This is a genomic window from Mesorhizobium sp. M7A.F.Ca.CA.002.05.1.1, from assembly GCF_003998335.1.
GTDB lineage: Bacteria > Pseudomonadota > Alphaproteobacteria > Rhizobiales > Rhizobiaceae > Mesorhizobium.
Genome location: NZ_RZQI01000029.1, coordinates 1 through 16,393 on the forward strand (window position 1 = coordinate 1; position 16,393 = coordinate 16,393).

The window sequence follows — 16,393 nt, forward strand, 5'->3', positions numbered from 1 at the left end:
CACATATCCATTCGGTCGGCCTGGCGCGCGTCATTGCCGGTGCCGAACTCGTGTGGGTGCACAATCTCGGTCACAAGCCAGACTGGATCGCGACCGACCTGACCGTCGGCGCCATCGAGAAGGTCGCTGGCAAGAATATGGACCTGCCGGCGATGGCCAGGACCGTGGAGGCGCGCATCGCCGGCGACGCCTACGGCGCCGGCAGATGCGCCGATATCAAGGTACCGCAGGCCGAACTCGCGCCGACCTAAAGCGGGCCGCCTGAATCCGTTCAGAGGCGACACGCTTCAGGAATCTAGCGGCTGACTTGTGTGTCCGAACCGATATAGGCGATGCGCAGCATGTTGGTCGAACCCGGTGTCCGCAGCGGCACGCCCGCGGTGATGATGACGCGGTCGCCAGGCTTGCCGAAGCCTTCGTCGAAGGCGATGCGGCAGGCGCGATTGACCATGTCGTCGAGATCGACGGCGTCGGGTGAGACGACGCAATGCGTGCCCCACAAAAGCGACAGCCGCCGCGCCGTGTTGAGGATCGGCGACAGCGCGATAACAGGCACCTGCGGCCGCTCGCGGGCGGCGCGCAGGCCTGTGGTGCCCGATGCGGTGTAGGTGATGATCGCCGACAGCTTCAGCGTTTCGGCGATCTCGCGCGCGGCCAGCGAAATGGCGTCGGCGCCGGTCGCCTCCGGCTCGGAGCGCTGGGCGTTGATGATGCCGGCATAGGTCGGATCGGTTTCGACCTTGGTGGCGATACGGTTCATCATTGCCACAGCCTCGACGGGATAGGCACCCGCCGCCGATTCCGCCGACAGCATGATGGCATCGGCGCCTTCGAAGACGGCGATCGAAACATCGGACACTTCGGCGCGGGTCGGCACCGGTGCCGTGATCATCGATTCCAGCATCTGCGTTGCAACCACCACCGGCTTGCCGGCGCGGCGTGCGGCGCGCGTGATCTGCTTCTGGATGCCGGGCACCGCCTCGAGCGGCATCTCGACGCCGAGATCGCCGCGGGCGACCATCAGCGCGTCGGACAGTTCGATGATTTCGGCCAGCCGGGCGACAGCCTGCGGCTTCTCGATCTTGGCCATGATCAGCGCCCGCCCGCGTGCGATCTTGCGCGCTTCCGCCAGATCCTCCGGCCGTTGCACGAAGGACAGCGCCACCCAGTCGACGCCTGTGGCCAGCACGGCATCGAGGTCCTTGCGGTCCTTCTCGGTCAGCGCGCCGACCGGCAGATCGGTGTCGGGCAAGCTGACGCCTTTCTTGTCGGAAATCGTGGTGCCGGCGACGACGGTGCAGACGATCGACTTGCCGTCGCTCTTCACCGCCTTCAGCTCGAGCTTGCCATCGTCGATCAGCAGGCGATGGCCGGCTTCGACCGAGCTCAGGATTTCCGGATGCGGCAGATAGACCCTGGTCGAGGTGCCGGGCTCGGGATTGTCGTCGAGGGTGAAGGTCTGGCCTTGCGTCAGCACTTCCTTGCCATTGGCGAACTTGCCGACGCGCAGCTTTGGTCCTTGCAGGTCGGCCAGGATGCCGATCGGCCGGCCAACCGCTTCCTCGACAGCGCGGATGCGTCCGACCAGCGTGCGCATCAGTTCATGGTCGGTATGGCTCATATTGATGCGGAACACATCGGCGCCCGCTTCGAACAGTTTCTTCAGCATCTCCTCCGACGAGGAGGCCGGACCGATGGTGGCTAGGATCTTGACCTTGCGGCTACGTCTCATTGACTGTTTGTTCCCGGGGCGGCTGGAGCGCCTCCCGTTGTGGACTCATCGGTCAGCTGGACCATCCAGCTTGCCTGTTCGCCCGTGTCATATTCCTGGAATCCGGCGCGCTGGAAGCCCCGGGCAACGCAGTCGGTCACGCCTGCGATCTTGAACTCTTTTTCAGCCACGCACATGTTGATCGGGCCGTCCCAGCGTCCGCCGCGTTCGGCGTCTTCTGCATAAAGATAGTAAAACCTTGATGACAGCGGCCCTTCGATCAGCGTCTTGCAGCTCGATCCCTCGATGTGCCACCAGCCTTCGGTGATCCAGCCGGCCTTGGCGCGATAGCCGATGCCGACGCCGACCAGGTTCTGCGTGGCGTTGCAGACGCGGAAATCGGCACGCGCCGGCGAAGCCACGACCATGGCCGACAGGCCCATGGCAAGAGTGAGGAGCGGCATGGCAAAGGCAGAGCGCATGCGCTGCCCGCCGGCGGAACTCATCCGAAAACCCCTCAAAAACCACATCAGCATCTCTCTGCGCCCCTTTTCGGAAAAGTCCGGGCGCATGTCAACGCACCGTTTTGTCCAATTCCAATCGATTTAGAAAGGCTCCGGCGCACAATTCGCCGACGTGTGCCAGATTTCCCGGGAAACCTTGGCCAAACAACGGCATTGCGCAAGCGTCGTCTTCGTGGAATGACGATAGCACCCTCCCCGGAAGCCCGCGAACAGACCATTTCCCGCCAATGACCCGATCCACAGTTTTCGCGCCTTTCGACATCATCGAGGGCGACCGCAAGCGAGGCATCGTGCTGTTGGGCGATCATGCCCGTCGCGACCTGCCCGACGACTACGGCAGCCTCGGCCTGCCCTCGGCCGAGTTCGACCGGCACATCGCCTATGACATCGGCGTCGAGGCGGTGACGCGCGAACTGGCTGCCCTGCTCGGCGTGCCGGCGGTGCTCGCCAATTTTTCGCGACTGCTGATCGATCCCAATCGCGGCGAAGACGATCCGACGCTCATTCGCCAGCTTTATGACGGCACTGTCGTACCTGGGAATTACCCCATTACTGCCGATGAGCGCGAGAGGCGGCTCGACGGGTTCTACCGGCCCTATCACGACGCCGTCGGCGCCATGATCGCATCGGTCGCACAGGCTTCCGCCCAGACGCCCTTCATCTTTTCGGTGCATTCCTTCACCCCGGCCATGCAAGGAATCCAGCGTCCTTGGCACGTCGGCATCCTGTGGGACCTCGACGACCGCGTGGCGCGGCCGTTGATAGACATGCTGGCGCAGGACAGGAACCTCGTCGTCGGCGACAACGAACCCTATGACGGCGCGCTGCGCGGCGACACCATGTACAAGCATGCCATCGTCAACGGCTTCGCCCATGCGCTGATCGAGATCCGACAGGATCTGATATCGGACCAGAAGGGCGCGCTCGCCTGGGCCGAACGGTTGGCGCCGATCGTTGACGCGATCGACCGCCGTCCCGATATACATGTGGTGAAGATGTTCGGCTCGCGCACCGGGCCGCTATGACGGAGGTTTCGATGACCGAACTCAGCGACGAGCAGCAACGCGATTTCGAAGCGGCCGCCTTCCGCCGGCTGGTCGAGCATCTGCGCGAGCGCAACGATGTGCAGAACATCGACCTGATGAATCTTGCCGGCTTCTGCCGCAACTGCCTGTCGAACTGGTATCGCGAGGCAGCCAATGCCGAGGGCGTCGATCTCACCAAGGATCAGTCACGCGAGATCGTCTACGGCATGCCTTATGGGGAATGGCAGGCGCTGAACCAGACCGAGGCCTCCGACGCCAAGAAGGCCGAATTCGAGGCAAGGCGCCCCCAGGACCATTGACGCCGTCGCCCCAGCGATCGCTTAAGGCTATGTTTGGCCCAAAATGCTTCCCGAAAGAGCCTTGACTGAAAATTGAATCGATCTAATTTGCCGCGCGAAGCCATTTTCAGCGGGATTCGCCTCATGAACGCGTCAATTGCCAAGCTGACTGCCATTCGCGGACGATGGGCGCTCGCGGCCATTTTTCTCGCCAACGGCTTCCTGACGGGCAGCTGGGCGCCGCAGATCCCGGTGTTCCTGACCCGGCTGGAGATTTCGAAGTTCACGCTCGGCCTGCTGATTCTCTTATTCGGCGTCGGTGCCGTCGTCGCGATGACCTGGTGCGGCCATTTGATCTCCAGACATGGCTCGCGCACCGTACTGCGCTGGTTCGCCCTGTGCGGCAGCCTCGGTCTGATGGTCGTGGCGCTGGCGCCCAACGTACCGCTGGCGGCCGCGGCCATGATCATCTTCGGCGGCTCGATCGGTGGCATGGACGTTGCCATGAATGCCAATGCCGTGGTGGTCGAACGGCGGCTCTCCCGCGCCGTCATGTCGTCCTCGCACGGCTTCTGGAGTCTCGGCGGCTTCGCCGGCGGCGGCCTCGGCGGCTTTGCCATCCAGCACTACGGCCACCTCGCCCACGCGGCGGCGGTAACGGTGTTTGCCTCCGGGGTGATCGCGGTGGCCGTTCGCCATCTCCTCACCGAAGACAGACCGCAGGCGGCAGAGCACCACAAATTCGCACTGCCGGCAAACCCGCTGGTTTATCTGATCGGACTGATGGCGCTGCTGGCGATGATCTCCGAAGGCGCGGTGCTCGACTGGGCAGCCCTGTATCTGCGCCAGGAGCTCGGCGCCGATCTTGCCGTTGCCGGCCTCGCCTACGCCGGATTTTCGGGCGTCATGGCGGTTACGCGGTTCTTCGGCGACGGCATACGCAATCGCTTCGGCGCGGTGACGACGCTTCGCGTGTCGGCCCTCGTAGCCGCGGTCGGCATGCTGGTGGCTGGCCTGGCGCCCTCGCCCTGGCTCGCCATTGCAGCCTTTGCCTTTTGCGGCTTCGGCATCGCCAATATGGTGCCGATCATCTTTTCGGCCGGCGGCAACCAGGAAGGCATGTCTTCTGGCACCGGCATGAGCGTGGTCACCACTATCGGATACTGTGGCATACTGGTGGCGCCGTCGGCGATCGGCTTCGTTGCCGAGCACTCCAGCTTTGGCCCGATCTTCATCACCATGTCGGGACTGCTGATCATCGTGTTGCTGATGGCCGGGCTCGCTCACCGCGCCGAATTCGCGCCAGCACCCGCCGAATAGCGTTTCAGCTCCTCGTGGAGAAAATCCACCACCCGGCGGATGCGCACGCTGGTACGCACGTCGCGATGCATCGCTAGCCACACCGGCAGAACTGGCAGCGGCAGATCTGGCAGAACCTTCTCTATCAAAGGATCCCTGTCGGCCAGCGGCTCCTGACCGAGGCCGATGCCGTTTCCCGCCCGCACCGCTTCCCACAAAACGATCTGGTTGTCGGCCCTGAAGCGGAAGCTGCTCCGGGTGACGGGGATGCCATGCTGGGTAAAGCCCCTGATGATCTCGTCGCCGCGGTCGAAGCCGACCAGGTCGTGGTCGACAAGATCGGCAGGCTTCAGCGGACGGCCGCGCCTGTCGAGATAGGATTTGGCCGCGCAGGCGCAGAGCTCGATATCGCAGACCCTGCGTGCCATCAGCTCGTTCTGCGACGGCTTGACCATGCGGATGGCGATGTCGGCATCCCGACGCAGCAGGTTCTCGACCTGGTTGGAGGCGACGATCTCGACCTCGATGCCGGGCTCCTCGATCCCCAGCCGCATCGTCATCTCAGGCAGGACATAGGCCGCCACCACCTCGCTGGCGGCGATGCGCACCGTGCCTTCGATGGCCTCGACCGAACCCAGCGCCAGCAGTGAGAAGGCGCTTGCCTGCTCACTGACCGCCTTGCCGCGTTCGAACAGCGTGCTGCCGGCCTCCGTCAGTTCGTAGCCGTGCCGTCCTCGACGGAACAGTGTGACGCCGAGTGCCCGTTCCAACTCGCCGATGTGACGGCCAAGCGTCGGCTGGCTGGCCGAAAGCTTTCGCGCGGCGGCCGACAGGCTGCCGGATTCCGCCACGGCGACAAAGCTCTTGATCAGGTTCCAGTCGATTTCAGCCATTCATTTATGAATATCAGAACGCCATCTGTAGTCAATTTCCATTCGCGTTCAGAGCGACCATATTCCGGCTGCAGACACCAACACGGACTGCAAACACCACCAGGAGAACTCAGATGAACAAGATCGCTCTCACCACCGCCGCCATCCTCATTTCCGTCAGCGCCGCCTTTGCCGGCAGCGACAAGTTTGGGTCGAACGACGCCAGCCGGCCGGCTGTCACCAGCACCGACAACACGACCACCGCTTCGATCCACAACCCGGATGCGGCCGTCCGGCAGCCGGTCACGCAAGGCAGCAACCGCGACCTCTTCGGCAGCCGCTGATCTCGATCGCGCTTGTCGCTGATCCCGATCGCGCCTTGCGACCGACCACGCAAATCCCAACCCCGGAGTGCTTCCAATGACCAGTATCGCAATTCTCGGTGCCAATGGCCGGCTCGGCCGCGTGGTCGCCAAGGCCTTCATCGACGCGGGCTACGAGGTCCGCGCCGTCACCCGCAACGGCAAGGTGCCGGCCGAACTCAAAGGCGCCACAGCCGTTGCCGGTGACGCGCTCGACCGCGAGGCCCTCATCCGCGTCACGCAAGGTGTCGACATCATCTTCAACGGCCTCAACCCGATCTACACCGAATGGGCCAAGTGCCTGCCGATCGCCGAGAATGTCATGGCCGCTTGCCGTGCCAACAACGCACTGCATCTCTTTCCCGGGACCGTATACAATTACGGGTCGCCGATGCCGGAGGTGATCACGGAAGACACGCCGTTCCGCCCGACGACCGAGAAGGGGCGCATCCGCGTCGCCATGGAGGACCTGTTTCACCGCGAGGCCGAAGCGCGCCGCGTCCGCACCATTATTTTGCGGGCCGGCGATTTCTTCGGCGGCACCGGCAGCGGCTCGTGGTTCGACCTGGTCGTCGCCGCCAAAATCAACAAGGGTGTCTATACGGCGCCCGGCCCGGTCGACCTCGTGCATGAATGGGCCTACCTGCCGGATCTGGCCAGGGCTTTCGTCGGACTGGCGCAGAACCTGGACAAGCTCGGCGCCTATGAAGCCCTCAACTTCCCGGGCCATCCCGTCACCGACCTGGAGATCAAGGCGGCCGCGGAGAAGGCGCTTGGACGCCCGCTCAAGATGACCTCGATGGCGTGGTGGGTGCTGCGCGCCGGCAGCCCGTTCGTGGCGATGTGGCGTGAGATCGTGTCGATGTCCTATCTGCGCTTCGAACCGCACCAACTGGCGTCGGCAAGGCTGGAAGGCATCATCGGCGCGATCCCGCACACGCCGCTGGATCAGGCCGTCACTGAAGCTCTCGGGGATATCGGCATTGCCACCGTGACCGGCGTTGCGAAAGCTGCCTGACCTCCGCGATGGCGGGCGATACTCCTCCGCACATTAACAATCTCCGCAGACTGAGAGGGCGCCTCAGAGCCGTCCCATCAACAGCAGCACCATAAGCACCACCAGCACCACGCCGACAATACCCGAGGGCCCATAGCCCCAGGAGCGCGAATGCGGCCAGGCCGGCACCGCGCCGATGAGGATAAGGACCAGGACGATGATGACTATGGTGGTGATCGGCATGAGAACCCCGCAATTCGACTTTTCGCCTAAGAACAATGCAAAAGGCCGCCCGGTTGTTCCGGGCGGCCTTTGCCGGTCAAATCGGCAATGATCTATTCGGCGGCTTTCGGAAAGGCGATATCCGGCCCGGCTCCGGCATCCCGCCCTGGCGCATCGGTCGATGAAATCTCGACCTTGCCGCGCCGGAACAGACGGCTGATCAAGCCGCGCCGTGCGCCCGGCTTGACCTTGGCGCGGGTGAACACCATCAGCATCGACGGCGTCACCACCAGCGTCAGCACCGTGGCGAAGGACAGGCCGAAGACGATCGCCGAGGACAGCGAAATCCACCATTGCGTCGACGGCGCGTTGATCGTCGTCTCGTGATGGAAGATTTCCAGCCCGAGGCCGAAGGCGATCGGCAGCACGCCGAGAATGGCCGACACAGCCGTCAGCACGACCGGGCGGGCGCGCTCGCGGCAAGTCTGCAGCACCGCCTCGACCTTGTCCCAGCCTTCTTCACGCAGCCGGTCATAGGTGTCGATCAGCACGATGTTGTTGTTCACCACCACGCCGGCCAGAGCGATGACGCCGATGCCCGACATGACGATGCCGAACGTCTCGCCGGTTATCAGCAGCCCGAGGAACACGCCGATCGTCGCCATGACCACGCAGGACAGCACCAGCCAGACGCTGGTGAACTTGTTGAACTGCGCCAGAAGCACCAGGAAGATCAGGAAGATCGCCGCCCCGAAGGCCTTGCTGAGGAAGGCGCTGGCTTCGGCGCTGTCCTCGTTCGAACCGGCCAGCTTCCAGCGGATGCCGCTGCCGAGATCCATGTCGGAGACGGCCTTGGTGACCTGCTCCTGCACAGCCGCGACCTGAGCGCCGGCGGCGACGTTGGCCTGGACGACCACCGTACGCGCGCCGTCGATGCGGTTGAGGATGCCGACCGTCGGCTCCGGCTTGCGCACGACGAAGTTCGAGATCGGCACCGAGCCTTGTGAGGTCTGCACCCTGAGTTCGTCGAGCGTCGACAGCGTGCGCCGGTCTTCGGGCAGCCGCAGCCTTATGTCGACCGCGTCGTCGGCTCCGGCAGGCCGGTATTCCGAGAGTTTCAGCCCGTTGGTCACCAGTTGCACCACCGTCCCGACCGAGGTTGGGCTGATGCCGTACTGCGCCGCCTTGGCACGATCGACCTCGAGCGCCCAGTCGACACCGGGCGGCGGCAGGCCGTCGGAAATATCGATGACGCCGGGCACCTTGCCGATGCGCGCCGCGACCTCACGGGCCTTGTCGTCGAGCCCCTTGGGGTCGACGGCCGAAAGCCTGATCTGGATCGGCTTGCCGGTCGGCGGACCGGCTTCCGGCACGCGCACCTCGACATCGACGCCGGGAATGCCGGCCATGACGCCGCGCAGATCGTCCAGGATGTGGTTCGCCGACTTGCGCTCGCGCCAGTCGATAAATTCGTACTGGATGACGCCGACGACGTCTTCGGGAATATCCTGGCCGCCGCCTTGCGTCTTGCCGACGCGGGTGTAGACCGACTTCACACCCGGCCAGCCGAGCAGCCTGTCTTCCGCGATCTTGGTCGCGGTATCCATTTCGGCCAGCGAAAGATTGCCGCGCGCATGCACGTAGAGCAGGCCATAATCCGGCTCGACATTCGGGAAGAACTCGACGCCGGCGCCGTATTTCGAATAGGCAAAGCCGACGCCGAACAAGAGCGCGACGGTCAGCACCAGCACGGTGATGGGGAAGCGCACCGCCTGCTTGACGATCGCCATGTACCAGCCGTCGCGATTGTCATCCTCATGATGCGGCGGCGCCTTGGCGAAGATCGCACCCAGCGTCGGCGCGAAGACAAGCGCGTAGAGCATCGAGGCCGATAGCGTGACGATCAGCGTGATCGGCATGTACTTCATGAAGTCGCCGATGATGCCCGGCCAGAACAGCAGCGGCGAGAAGGCGGCGATGCGCGTCATCGTCGCGGCGATGACCGGACCGGCCATGCGCTTGGCGGCGAGCGCGAAGGCTTCCTCCTTCGGCATGCCTTCGCTCATCCGTCGTTCGGCGAACTCGGTGACGATGATCGCATCGTCGACCAGCATGCCGACGGCCAGGATCAGGCTGAACAGCACGATCATGTTGATCGTGTAGCCCATCATCGCCAGCAGCAGGATGCCGATCAGGAAGGACGACGGAATCGCAAGCCCGATGAGCAGCGAGGCGCGGCCGGACAGCGCGTAGAGGATGACGATGAACACCAGGATGACGGCGATCATCACATGGTTCTGCAGGTCGCCGAGCAGCTGGTTGACGAAGACCGACTTGTCCTGCGTGTAGGTGACGTTCATGCCCTCGGGCATCGACTTGACAAACTCGTCGGACACCGTTCGCACCTTGGCGATGGTGTCGATCAGGTTGGAGCCGATGCGCTTCTTGACTTCGATGGCGATGGCCGGCTTGCCGTTGAGACGGGTCACCGTCTCGGCATCCTTGAAGGTCGAACGGATCGTCGCGATGTCCTTGGCCTGCACCACGGCATTGGGGCCGGCGACCACCGGCAGTGCGGCGACATCCTCCGGCGTTTCGATCAGCGACGGTACCTTGACGGCGTATTTGCCCTCCGAGCCTTCGATATTGCCGGCGGCGACCAGGCTGTTGGAGTTGCCGACCGCACCGATCAGTTGATCGAGTTGCAGCCCATAGGAAGACAGCTTCATCGGATCGATGACGACCTCGACGAGATCGTCGCGCGCACCCTGCAGCGAGCCCTCGAGAACACCGGGAACCTCCTCGATGCGGTCGCGCAGTTCACGCGCGGCGGCGGTCAGCACGCGTTCAGGCAGATTTCCCGAGAGGGTGACGACGAGCACGGGAAATTCGGAAATGTTGACTTCGGTGACGACAGGTTCTTCCGCCGCCTGCGGCAGGTCGGCCTTGGCGTCCTGCACCTTGCTGCGCGTGTCCTGCAGCGCGGTGGCCAGATTGGTCTGCGGCTGGAATTCGACCAGCACGTAGCCGCCGCCCTGGAAAGCGGCCGAACGCATCTCCTTGAGGCCCTTCAGGCTTTTCAGCTTGCTTTCCATCGGCCGCAGCAGAAGCCGCTCCGAATCCTCGGGCGAAATGCCCTGGTAGATCAGGCTGACATACATCATCGGAATCGGAACGTCGGGCTCCGCTTCCTTTGGCGTCGCCTGATATGCGACCCAGCCCGCCAGCAGAAGGAAGACGAGGACCGAAATGGTCAGGCGGGCATTGTTGATTGCGAGTCTGACGATATCCATGGCTAACGCCTGTTCTTGAATTTTCACGAGCTGCGTCGCAGCCGATTGTCCCCGCCCAGGGCTAGTCCGTCGCGATCTCTTGCTACTGCGTGCCGGCCGTCGCTTCGCCGAGCAGCTTCTTGATGATCGCTTGGTCGGCCTCGACCGGATTGACCAGATCGCCTTCCTTCACCAGTTCCTGGCCGGCGACGATGATGCGGGCGTCGGCCGGTATGCCGCCGAGGACGAGGCCTGTCGGCGTGTCGTCGACGAGGTCGATGGGGAAGAACGCCACCTTGTTGTCCTTGCTCACGGCACGGATGCCGAGGTCGCCCTTGTCGCCGAGCGTCACAACCGAGCGCGGCAGCAGCACCGCGTCGGTCGGCTGTGCGTTGAGCGCGATTTCCGCCGTCATGCCGGCCGGCACGGAGCCGTCGGCATTGGGGACGGCAACCTCGACGCGGAAGGTGCGGGTCGCCGACGAGGCGTCGCGGCTGATGTAGCGCACGGTGCCTTGGACGGTCTGGCCGCTGACCAGCCGTATGGTGGCCTTGTCGCCGAGCTTGAGGTAGCCGAGATCGCGCTCGCTGACTTCGCCGCGAGCAATCACCGGATCGAGCTTGAGGATGGTCGCCACCTCGCCGCCTTGCATGATGGAGCTGCCAAGTTCCACCGGCACCCGGTCGATAACGCCGTCGAAAGGCGCCTTCACCTCGTTGCGGTCGAGTTCGGCCTGTGCCGTTTCCAGTTGCGACTGCGCCGAGGTCAGGTTCGAGCGCGCGGTGTCGAGCTGCAGCTTCGGCAGATTGCCTGATTTCATCAGCCGCAAGGCTGCGTCCAGCTCGGCCTGACGCTGCACCACCAATTGCTTGGCGTTGTCGACCATCGAGATCTTTTCTTCCGCCGCAAGCATCAGCACCAGATCCCCCGTCTTGACGTGATCGCCTTGCTTGACAGGCAGCTTGTCGATGACACCGGCGACGCGCGTCGCCAGCACCGCCCGCTTGTCGGCTTCGGTCAGCCCGGAAATGCGGATGGCGCGTGCATAGGTCTTGCGTGGCGGCGTCACCACAGCGACCGTGCGCAGCGGTGCCTTCGGCTCGGCTTCCGCCTGCTTCGGCTTCGCCGCATCGGGCGCCTTGGCCTGTTCGGCTTCGGCTGCCTTGGCTTTGTTGGCGGCTACGCTGCCGACTGACGAAAACTCGCCTGTCGCCATCCACGCCGCGAAACCAATGAGCACAACAACGGCTGCAAGCTTGTGAAACCTGATTCTCATCGTCGTTTTTTCCACTGCGGGTTCGGCCAGCGTCCTCATAACGCGGGCGCGTCGCCGATATGGGTGCGCGCCGGGCCGTGTTCAATTTGCCGTGATCGGCGAAGCGCGCTTCTACATCAAAGTTGCACCGCAATATAGTCTGAAAGTTGCAAGATCATTGCGCCACCGGGCAAGATGCGCCCGCCGCCGCCCAGTTTTCGATCGCTTGATAGGTCGCTTCGGCGGAGCCCGGAGCCGGTTCACGACCCGATCCCGGCGCCCAGCCCCAGGCGACCAGTCTGTCGTCGCGAACATGCACCGCGATGTCCTTCAAGCTGCGGTTGCCATTGCGCAAGGGATCCTTGATCTGGGCGCAGATTTCGGCCGAGGACTTGCCGAACCAGGCCATCTCGGCTGGCGCCAGATGCCAGTTCTCGGCCCCGGGCGGCCCGTGCAATGCCTTGGAATTGCTGGAGAAATGGCAAGTCATGCAACGCAGGCCCGGACTGCCGAAGCCCGGCCCGTCAGCACCGCGCTGGACATTGAAGGCGTGCACGCGCGTGCCGCCGTAATGCGCACCCGACCAGCGCGGTCGCTCGTCCGCGACATGACAGTCAGCGCAGCGCGGATGCGAGAACACCGCATAGACCTTGTCCCATTCGGACAGGGCTTTTGCTGTGTCGACTGCCACCGGCGCCGGCGTCTGGCTCTCTTGCGCGATCGCAAACGGTGCTGCGAGCACAAGCATGGCAGCAGGCGTCAGCATGATGACGAGCTTCTTCATGCGAAGGCTACCGCTTTCGACAGCGGCAGCGTGCGGATGCGCTTTCCGGTGAGCGCGAAGATGGCGTTGGCGAGCGCCGGAGCCGCCGGCGGTGTGCCGACCTCGCCGAGGCCGCCCATCCTGTGGAAGTTTTCCAGGATGGCAACTTCGAATACCGGGCACTGGAAGATCCGCATGGCGTCGAAATCGTGGAAGTTCGACTGTTCGACCATGCCGTCGGCGAAGGTGATTTCCTGCCCCATCGCCGCCGAAAGACCGTAGATGGCCGCCGAGATCAACTGCGCCTCGATGATGCCGGGATCGAGCGCGGTGCCGACATCGGCGGCGATCCACACCTTCTCGATACGGATTCCGGCCGGCGTGTCCGCCACCTGGACGATCTCGCCGACCCAACTGCCGAAGGACAGGGTGAAGGCCATACCCCTGGCCTTGCCGGCGGGCAGCGCCTCACCCCATTTCGCCATCGCGGCGACTTTCTCCACCACCTTCACCGCCGAAGGATAGGCAGCCATCAGTCTCTTGCGCATCTCGACCGGATCGATTTTCCCGGCGACGGCGATCTCGTCCATGAAGCCCTCATGGAAGAAGCCGTTGACCGAACTGCCGACCGAGCGCCAGGAGCCGACGGGGATGGAGACCGGCGCCGCGACACCGCTGACCCGGTAATTCGGGATGGTGTAGGGCTGGTCATAGGCGCCGTCGACGATGCTCTTGTCGGGACCGAGCGGCGATATCGAGGGAAACAGCCGGCGCAGCATGCCGGCAATCACCGATGGCGAGGCCATCCTCATGTCGAGCGCGACCGGCATGCCATCGTCGCCGAGCCGCGCCTGGAACTTGCCGATAGCGGCCGGCCGGTAGGCGTCGTGGCGCATGTCTTCTTCACGCGTCCAGGTCACCTTGACCGGACGCCCGCCCGTCTCCCTGGCCATCAGCGCGGCGCACAGTGCGTAATCCACCTCGACGCGCCGGCCGAAACCGCCGCCCATGAAGGTGGTGTGCACATTGATCTTGTCCTGCCCGATGCCGACCGCGTTGGCGCAAAGCTGCCGCACCAGGGTCGGCGCCTGGTTGCCGCACCAGATGTCGAGCACGCCGTCCCTGAGCTGCGCCGTGGCGTTCATCGGCTCCATCGTCGCATGCGCCAGATAGGGCACGGCATAGTCGGCCTCGACGATCCTTTCACGCGGCGCGTCGGCAAAGGCGGTGTCGACGTCGCCATTGTCGCGCATCACCGAGCCCTTGGTGCCGAGCGCCTGCTTCACGACATCGGATATGCCGGCGCTGCTGAGCGGATATTCGGGATCGGCCCACTGGGCGTCGATCGCCTCGGCGGCCTTGAACGCCGCCCATGTGTTGTCGGCGATGATGCCGAAGCCATGGCCGTAATTCGTCTCGAGCGGCACGATCTTGATCACGCCGGGCATTTTTTCGGCCCTGGAAAGGTCCGCCTTGACCGGCTTGGCCCAGAAGCGCGGGCTCATCTTGACAGTGCCGTAGACCATGTCCGGCAGCCTGACATCGATGCCGAAGATCGGCGCCCCGGTCACCTTGGCCAGCATGTCGATGCGCTTCTGCGGTTTTCCCAGCAGTTTCCAGTCGGCCCGGTCCTTGAGCCTGACTTCGGCCGGCGACGCCATCGCGGCGGCGGCCGCGGCGACCGCGCCATAGGTCAGCGACTTGCCCGACGCCTTGTGCAGGATCGAACCGTCGGCCGTTTCCAGATCGGCTGCGGCAACACCCAGTTCTTGCGCCGCAGCCGCGATCAGCATCTGCCGGGCAGCGGCACCCGCTTGCCGCATCTTGTCAAAACCATCGCGTGTCGAAGCCGAACCGCCGGTGCCCTGCAGGGCAAGGAACTTGCCGGCCACGCCGAGACCCGAGCGCACCGCCTGCGCGGTCATGCTCTCGTCGAAGAAGGCGAACGGACCGCCCTCCTCGAGGATCGCGGCGTTGTAGTAGGCATGGGATGCTGGTCCATGCTCGACCTTGACCCGGTCAAGGCCGACATCGAGCTCTTCGGCGACCATGGCGGCAAGCGTCGTCGAGATGCCTTGCCCCATCTCGGCGCGCGGCGCGACGATGGTGATGGTGTTGTCGGCGCCGATCTTCACATAGGGGTTGAACGTCGCCTCGCCCTTGCCGAGTTCGGCCTCGAGCGGGTTCGGAAAAGGCTTGCGATAGTAGTAATAGCCGACGGCAACGCCGCCCGCGACGGCGGCAGCGCCGATCAGAAACGTGCGGCGGGCGATCTTTCCGACACTGGCCATGGTCAGAGACCCGCCGTCTTGAGCGCCGCGGCCTTCTTGATGGCCGAGCGGATTTTGGGATAGGTGCCGCAGCGGCAGAGATTGCCGCCCATGGCATTGTCGATGTCGGCATCGCTTGGGTTGGCGACTTCGTCGAGCAGCGCCACCGCGCTCATGATCTGGCCGGCCTGGCAGTAGCCGCATTGCGCGACCTGTTCCTCCAGCCATGCCTGCTGCACCGGATGCAGCTTCCCCGCCGTGCCGATGCCTTCAATGGTCGTGATAGCGCCGCTGACCTGCCCAACCGGGAGCGAGCAGGAACGCACCGGCTGACCGTCGACATGAACTGTGCAGGCGCCGCAGGCGGCGATGCCGCAGCCGAATTTCGGCCCTGTCTTGCCAATGAGATCGCGCAGCGCCCACAGCAGCGGCATGTCAGGATCGGCATCGATATCGAAAGACTGACCGTCGACGGTAAGGCGCATGGGGATACCCTTTGTTGTCGTCCACTGCCAAGGCGAAGCGTCCTCTCGACCGTTTCGCTCCGATACAGATTGACAAATTTCGTCATTTTGTCAAATAGGATTTTGCAGGATAGAATTGCTCCATGAACCGGATCGAAGACATCGCCGCCACAGATCCCAAACGCGTCCGCATCCTGGATGGCGCGATGAAGGTGTTTTTGGCCTATGGCTTCACTCGCACCACCATGGACGACATCGCCCGCGCCGCAGACATGTCGCGTCCGGCGCTCTATCTCCTGTTCAAGAACAAGACCGACATTTTCCGCGCCATCGCCATGATGATCCTGTCACGCTCGGTCGAGGCGGCAAAGATTGCCCTATCCGGCGACGGCCCTTTCACCGAGCGCATGATGCGGGCCATCGACGAGGCATTCATCTCGATGATGGGCGCGGTCGTTGCTTCGCCGCACGGCGCCGAATTGCTGGACATGAAATCGAGCCTTGGCGATCTGGTAGGCTGCTGGCGCGGCGGGCTTGGCCAACACATCGGCACCGCGATAGAGCGCGAGGCAGCCAGGAACGGCGTCGACCTGGCGGCCAGAGGCCTGTCGGCGCAACTGCTTGCCGACATGCTGCTCGACGGGCTGGAAGGCATGAAGGCGCGGATCAGAGATCCGGAGGGACAGCGGCAGGCGGCCGCTGCCCTGATCAGGGTGATCGACCTGACCTTGAAGGCATGATTGCGGACCAATCGATGCACATTGATTGGTCGCTCAGGCGCGCCGGCGCTCTGCCTCCGGGTTCTTGCGCGCCGCAAGAAATTCCTTGACCCGCCGGCCAGGTGCCGGACCGCGCACCGGCTTGAAGCCGTCATCGAGTTCGCCGGAGAGATCGAGCGTCGGTCGCTTGCCGACGGCCTCGTAATTCTCTTCCAGCCAGTCGCTGGCGGCGGTGCGGCCGAGATCACGCAGGTAGGTCAGAAACGCCCATTCGGCGTTGACCTTCGAGGACGCCGACAGGTCCTTGAACGCCTCGTCGGCATCGATGCGGTGCATGCG

15 protein-coding genes and 2 pseudogenes are annotated in these 16,393 nt (G+C 64.1%); 7 read left to right on the forward strand and 10 right to left on the reverse strand.

What is annotated here, in order from left to right; genetic code table 11:
* Window positions 1–251: pseudogene (locus EN939_RS03105) on the forward strand (alpha/beta fold hydrolase); the annotation flags it as partial.
* Between the two features lie 44 nt (window positions 252–295).
* Here EN939_RS03105 and pyk read toward each other — a convergent pair.
* Together pyk and EN939_RS03115 are read right to left on the reverse strand one after the other, a co-directional pair.
* Window positions 296–1,732 (reverse strand): pyruvate kinase, encoded by a 1,437-nt coding sequence (gene pyk / locus EN939_RS03110; protein ID WP_013529204.1) that lies wholly within the window; start codon window positions 1,730–1,732, stop codon window positions 296–298.
* Window positions 1,729–2,217 (reverse strand): DUF1036 domain-containing protein, encoded by a 489-nt coding sequence (locus EN939_RS03115; protein ID WP_127266899.1) that lies wholly within the window; start codon window positions 2,215–2,217, stop codon window positions 1,729–1,731. Before EN939_RS03115 ends, pyk begins: the two co-directional genes overlap by 4 nt.
* Before the next feature lie 245 nt (window positions 2,218–2,462).
* On the opposite strand from EN939_RS03115, the gene EN939_RS03120 reads away from it, so the two are divergent.
* The 3 genes from EN939_RS03120 to EN939_RS03130 all read left to right on the forward strand — a co-directional run bounded on the left by EN939_RS03120 (window position 2,463) and on the right by EN939_RS03130 (window position 4,879).
* Window positions 2,463–3,260, forward strand: coding sequence for an N-formylglutamate amidohydrolase (locus tag EN939_RS03120; RefSeq protein WP_127266900.1), 798 nt, complete (start codon window positions 2,463–2,465; stop codon window positions 3,258–3,260).
* Between the two features lie 11 nt (window positions 3,261–3,271).
* The gene (locus tag EN939_RS03125) at window positions 3,272–3,580 is read left to right on the forward strand and encodes a DUF1244 domain-containing protein (RefSeq protein WP_027037142.1); all 309 of its coding nucleotides are present in this window, start codon (window positions 3,272–3,274) and stop codon (window positions 3,578–3,580) included.
* A gap of 123 nt (window positions 3,581–3,703) precedes the next feature.
* The gene (locus EN939_RS03130; RefSeq protein WP_127266901.1) at window positions 3,704–4,879 is read left to right on the forward strand and encodes an MFS transporter; all 1,176 of its coding nucleotides are present in this window, start codon (window positions 3,704–3,706) and stop codon (window positions 4,877–4,879) included.
* On the opposite strand, the gene EN939_RS03135 is transcribed toward EN939_RS03130, so the two are convergent.
* Entirely contained in the window at window positions 4,843–5,751 is a 909-nt protein-coding gene (locus EN939_RS03135; RefSeq protein WP_127266902.1) for a LysR family transcriptional regulator, read from the reverse strand. The genes EN939_RS03130 and EN939_RS03135 overlap by 37 nt on opposite strands.
* Window positions 5,752–5,864: 113 nt before the next feature.
* Here EN939_RS03135 and EN939_RS03140 point away from each other — a divergent pair, with 113 nt between their 5' ends.
* Window positions 5,865–6,074 carry a DUF680 domain-containing protein gene (locus EN939_RS03140; protein WP_127266903.1) on the forward strand — a complete coding sequence of 70 codons (210 nt, stop codon included), beginning with the start codon at window positions 5,865–5,867 and terminating at the stop codon, window positions 6,072–6,074.
* A gap of 76 nt (window positions 6,075–6,150) precedes the next feature.
* On the forward strand, window positions 6,151–7,110 hold the full coding sequence (locus EN939_RS03145; RefSeq protein WP_127266904.1) for an SDR family oxidoreductase: 960 nt from the start codon (window positions 6,151–6,153) through the stop codon (window positions 7,108–7,110).
* A 63-nt stretch (window positions 7,111–7,173) separates the two neighbouring features.
* Here EN939_RS03145 and EN939_RS03150 read toward each other — a convergent pair whose 3' ends face one another.
* The 6 genes from EN939_RS03150 to EN939_RS03175 form a co-directional block, all read right to left on the reverse strand.
* Window positions 7,174–7,332, reverse strand: coding sequence for a DUF3309 family protein (locus EN939_RS03150; RefSeq protein ID WP_023810914.1), 159 nt, complete (start codon window positions 7,330–7,332; stop codon window positions 7,174–7,176).
* A 92-nt stretch (window positions 7,333–7,424) separates the two neighbouring features.
* A complete protein-coding gene (locus tag EN939_RS03155) occupies window positions 7,425–10,604 on the reverse strand; it encodes an efflux RND transporter permease subunit (RefSeq protein WP_127266905.1) in 3,180 nt (1,059 codons plus the stop codon).
* 82 nt (window positions 10,605–10,686) lie between these two features.
* The gene (locus EN939_RS03160; protein WP_127266906.1) at window positions 10,687–11,859 is read right to left on the reverse strand and encodes an efflux RND transporter periplasmic adaptor subunit; all 1,173 of its coding nucleotides are present in this window, start codon (window positions 11,857–11,859) and stop codon (window positions 10,687–10,689) included.
* Between the two features lie 154 nt (window positions 11,860–12,013).
* The gene (locus tag EN939_RS03165; protein WP_127266907.1) at window positions 12,014–12,622 is read right to left on the reverse strand and encodes a hypothetical protein; all 609 of its coding nucleotides are present in this window, start codon (window positions 12,620–12,622) and stop codon (window positions 12,014–12,016) included.
* Window positions 12,619–14,892 carry a xanthine dehydrogenase family protein molybdopterin-binding subunit gene (locus tag EN939_RS03170; protein ID WP_127266908.1) on the reverse strand — a complete coding sequence of 758 codons (2,274 nt, stop codon included), beginning with the start codon at window positions 14,890–14,892 and terminating at the stop codon, window positions 12,619–12,621. Before EN939_RS03170 ends, EN939_RS03165 begins: the two co-directional genes overlap by 4 nt.
* 2 nt (window positions 14,893–14,894) lie before the next feature.
* Window positions 14,895–15,356, reverse strand: a complete 462-nt coding sequence (locus tag EN939_RS03175) for a (2Fe-2S)-binding protein (RefSeq protein ID WP_127266909.1) — start codon at window positions 15,354–15,356, stop codon at window positions 14,895–14,897.
* A gap of 122 nt (window positions 15,357–15,478) precedes the next feature.
* Here EN939_RS03175 and EN939_RS03180 point away from each other — a divergent pair, with 122 nt between their 5' ends.
* A complete protein-coding gene (locus tag EN939_RS03180) occupies window positions 15,479–16,075 on the forward strand; it encodes a TetR/AcrR family transcriptional regulator (protein ID WP_127266910.1) in 597 nt (198 codons plus the stop codon).
* A 33-nt stretch (window positions 16,076–16,108) separates the two neighbouring features.
* On the opposite strand, the pseudogene EN939_RS03185 reads toward EN939_RS03180, so the two are convergent.
* A pseudogene (locus tag EN939_RS03185) lies at window positions 16,109–16,393 on the reverse strand (patatin-like phospholipase family protein); the annotation flags it as partial.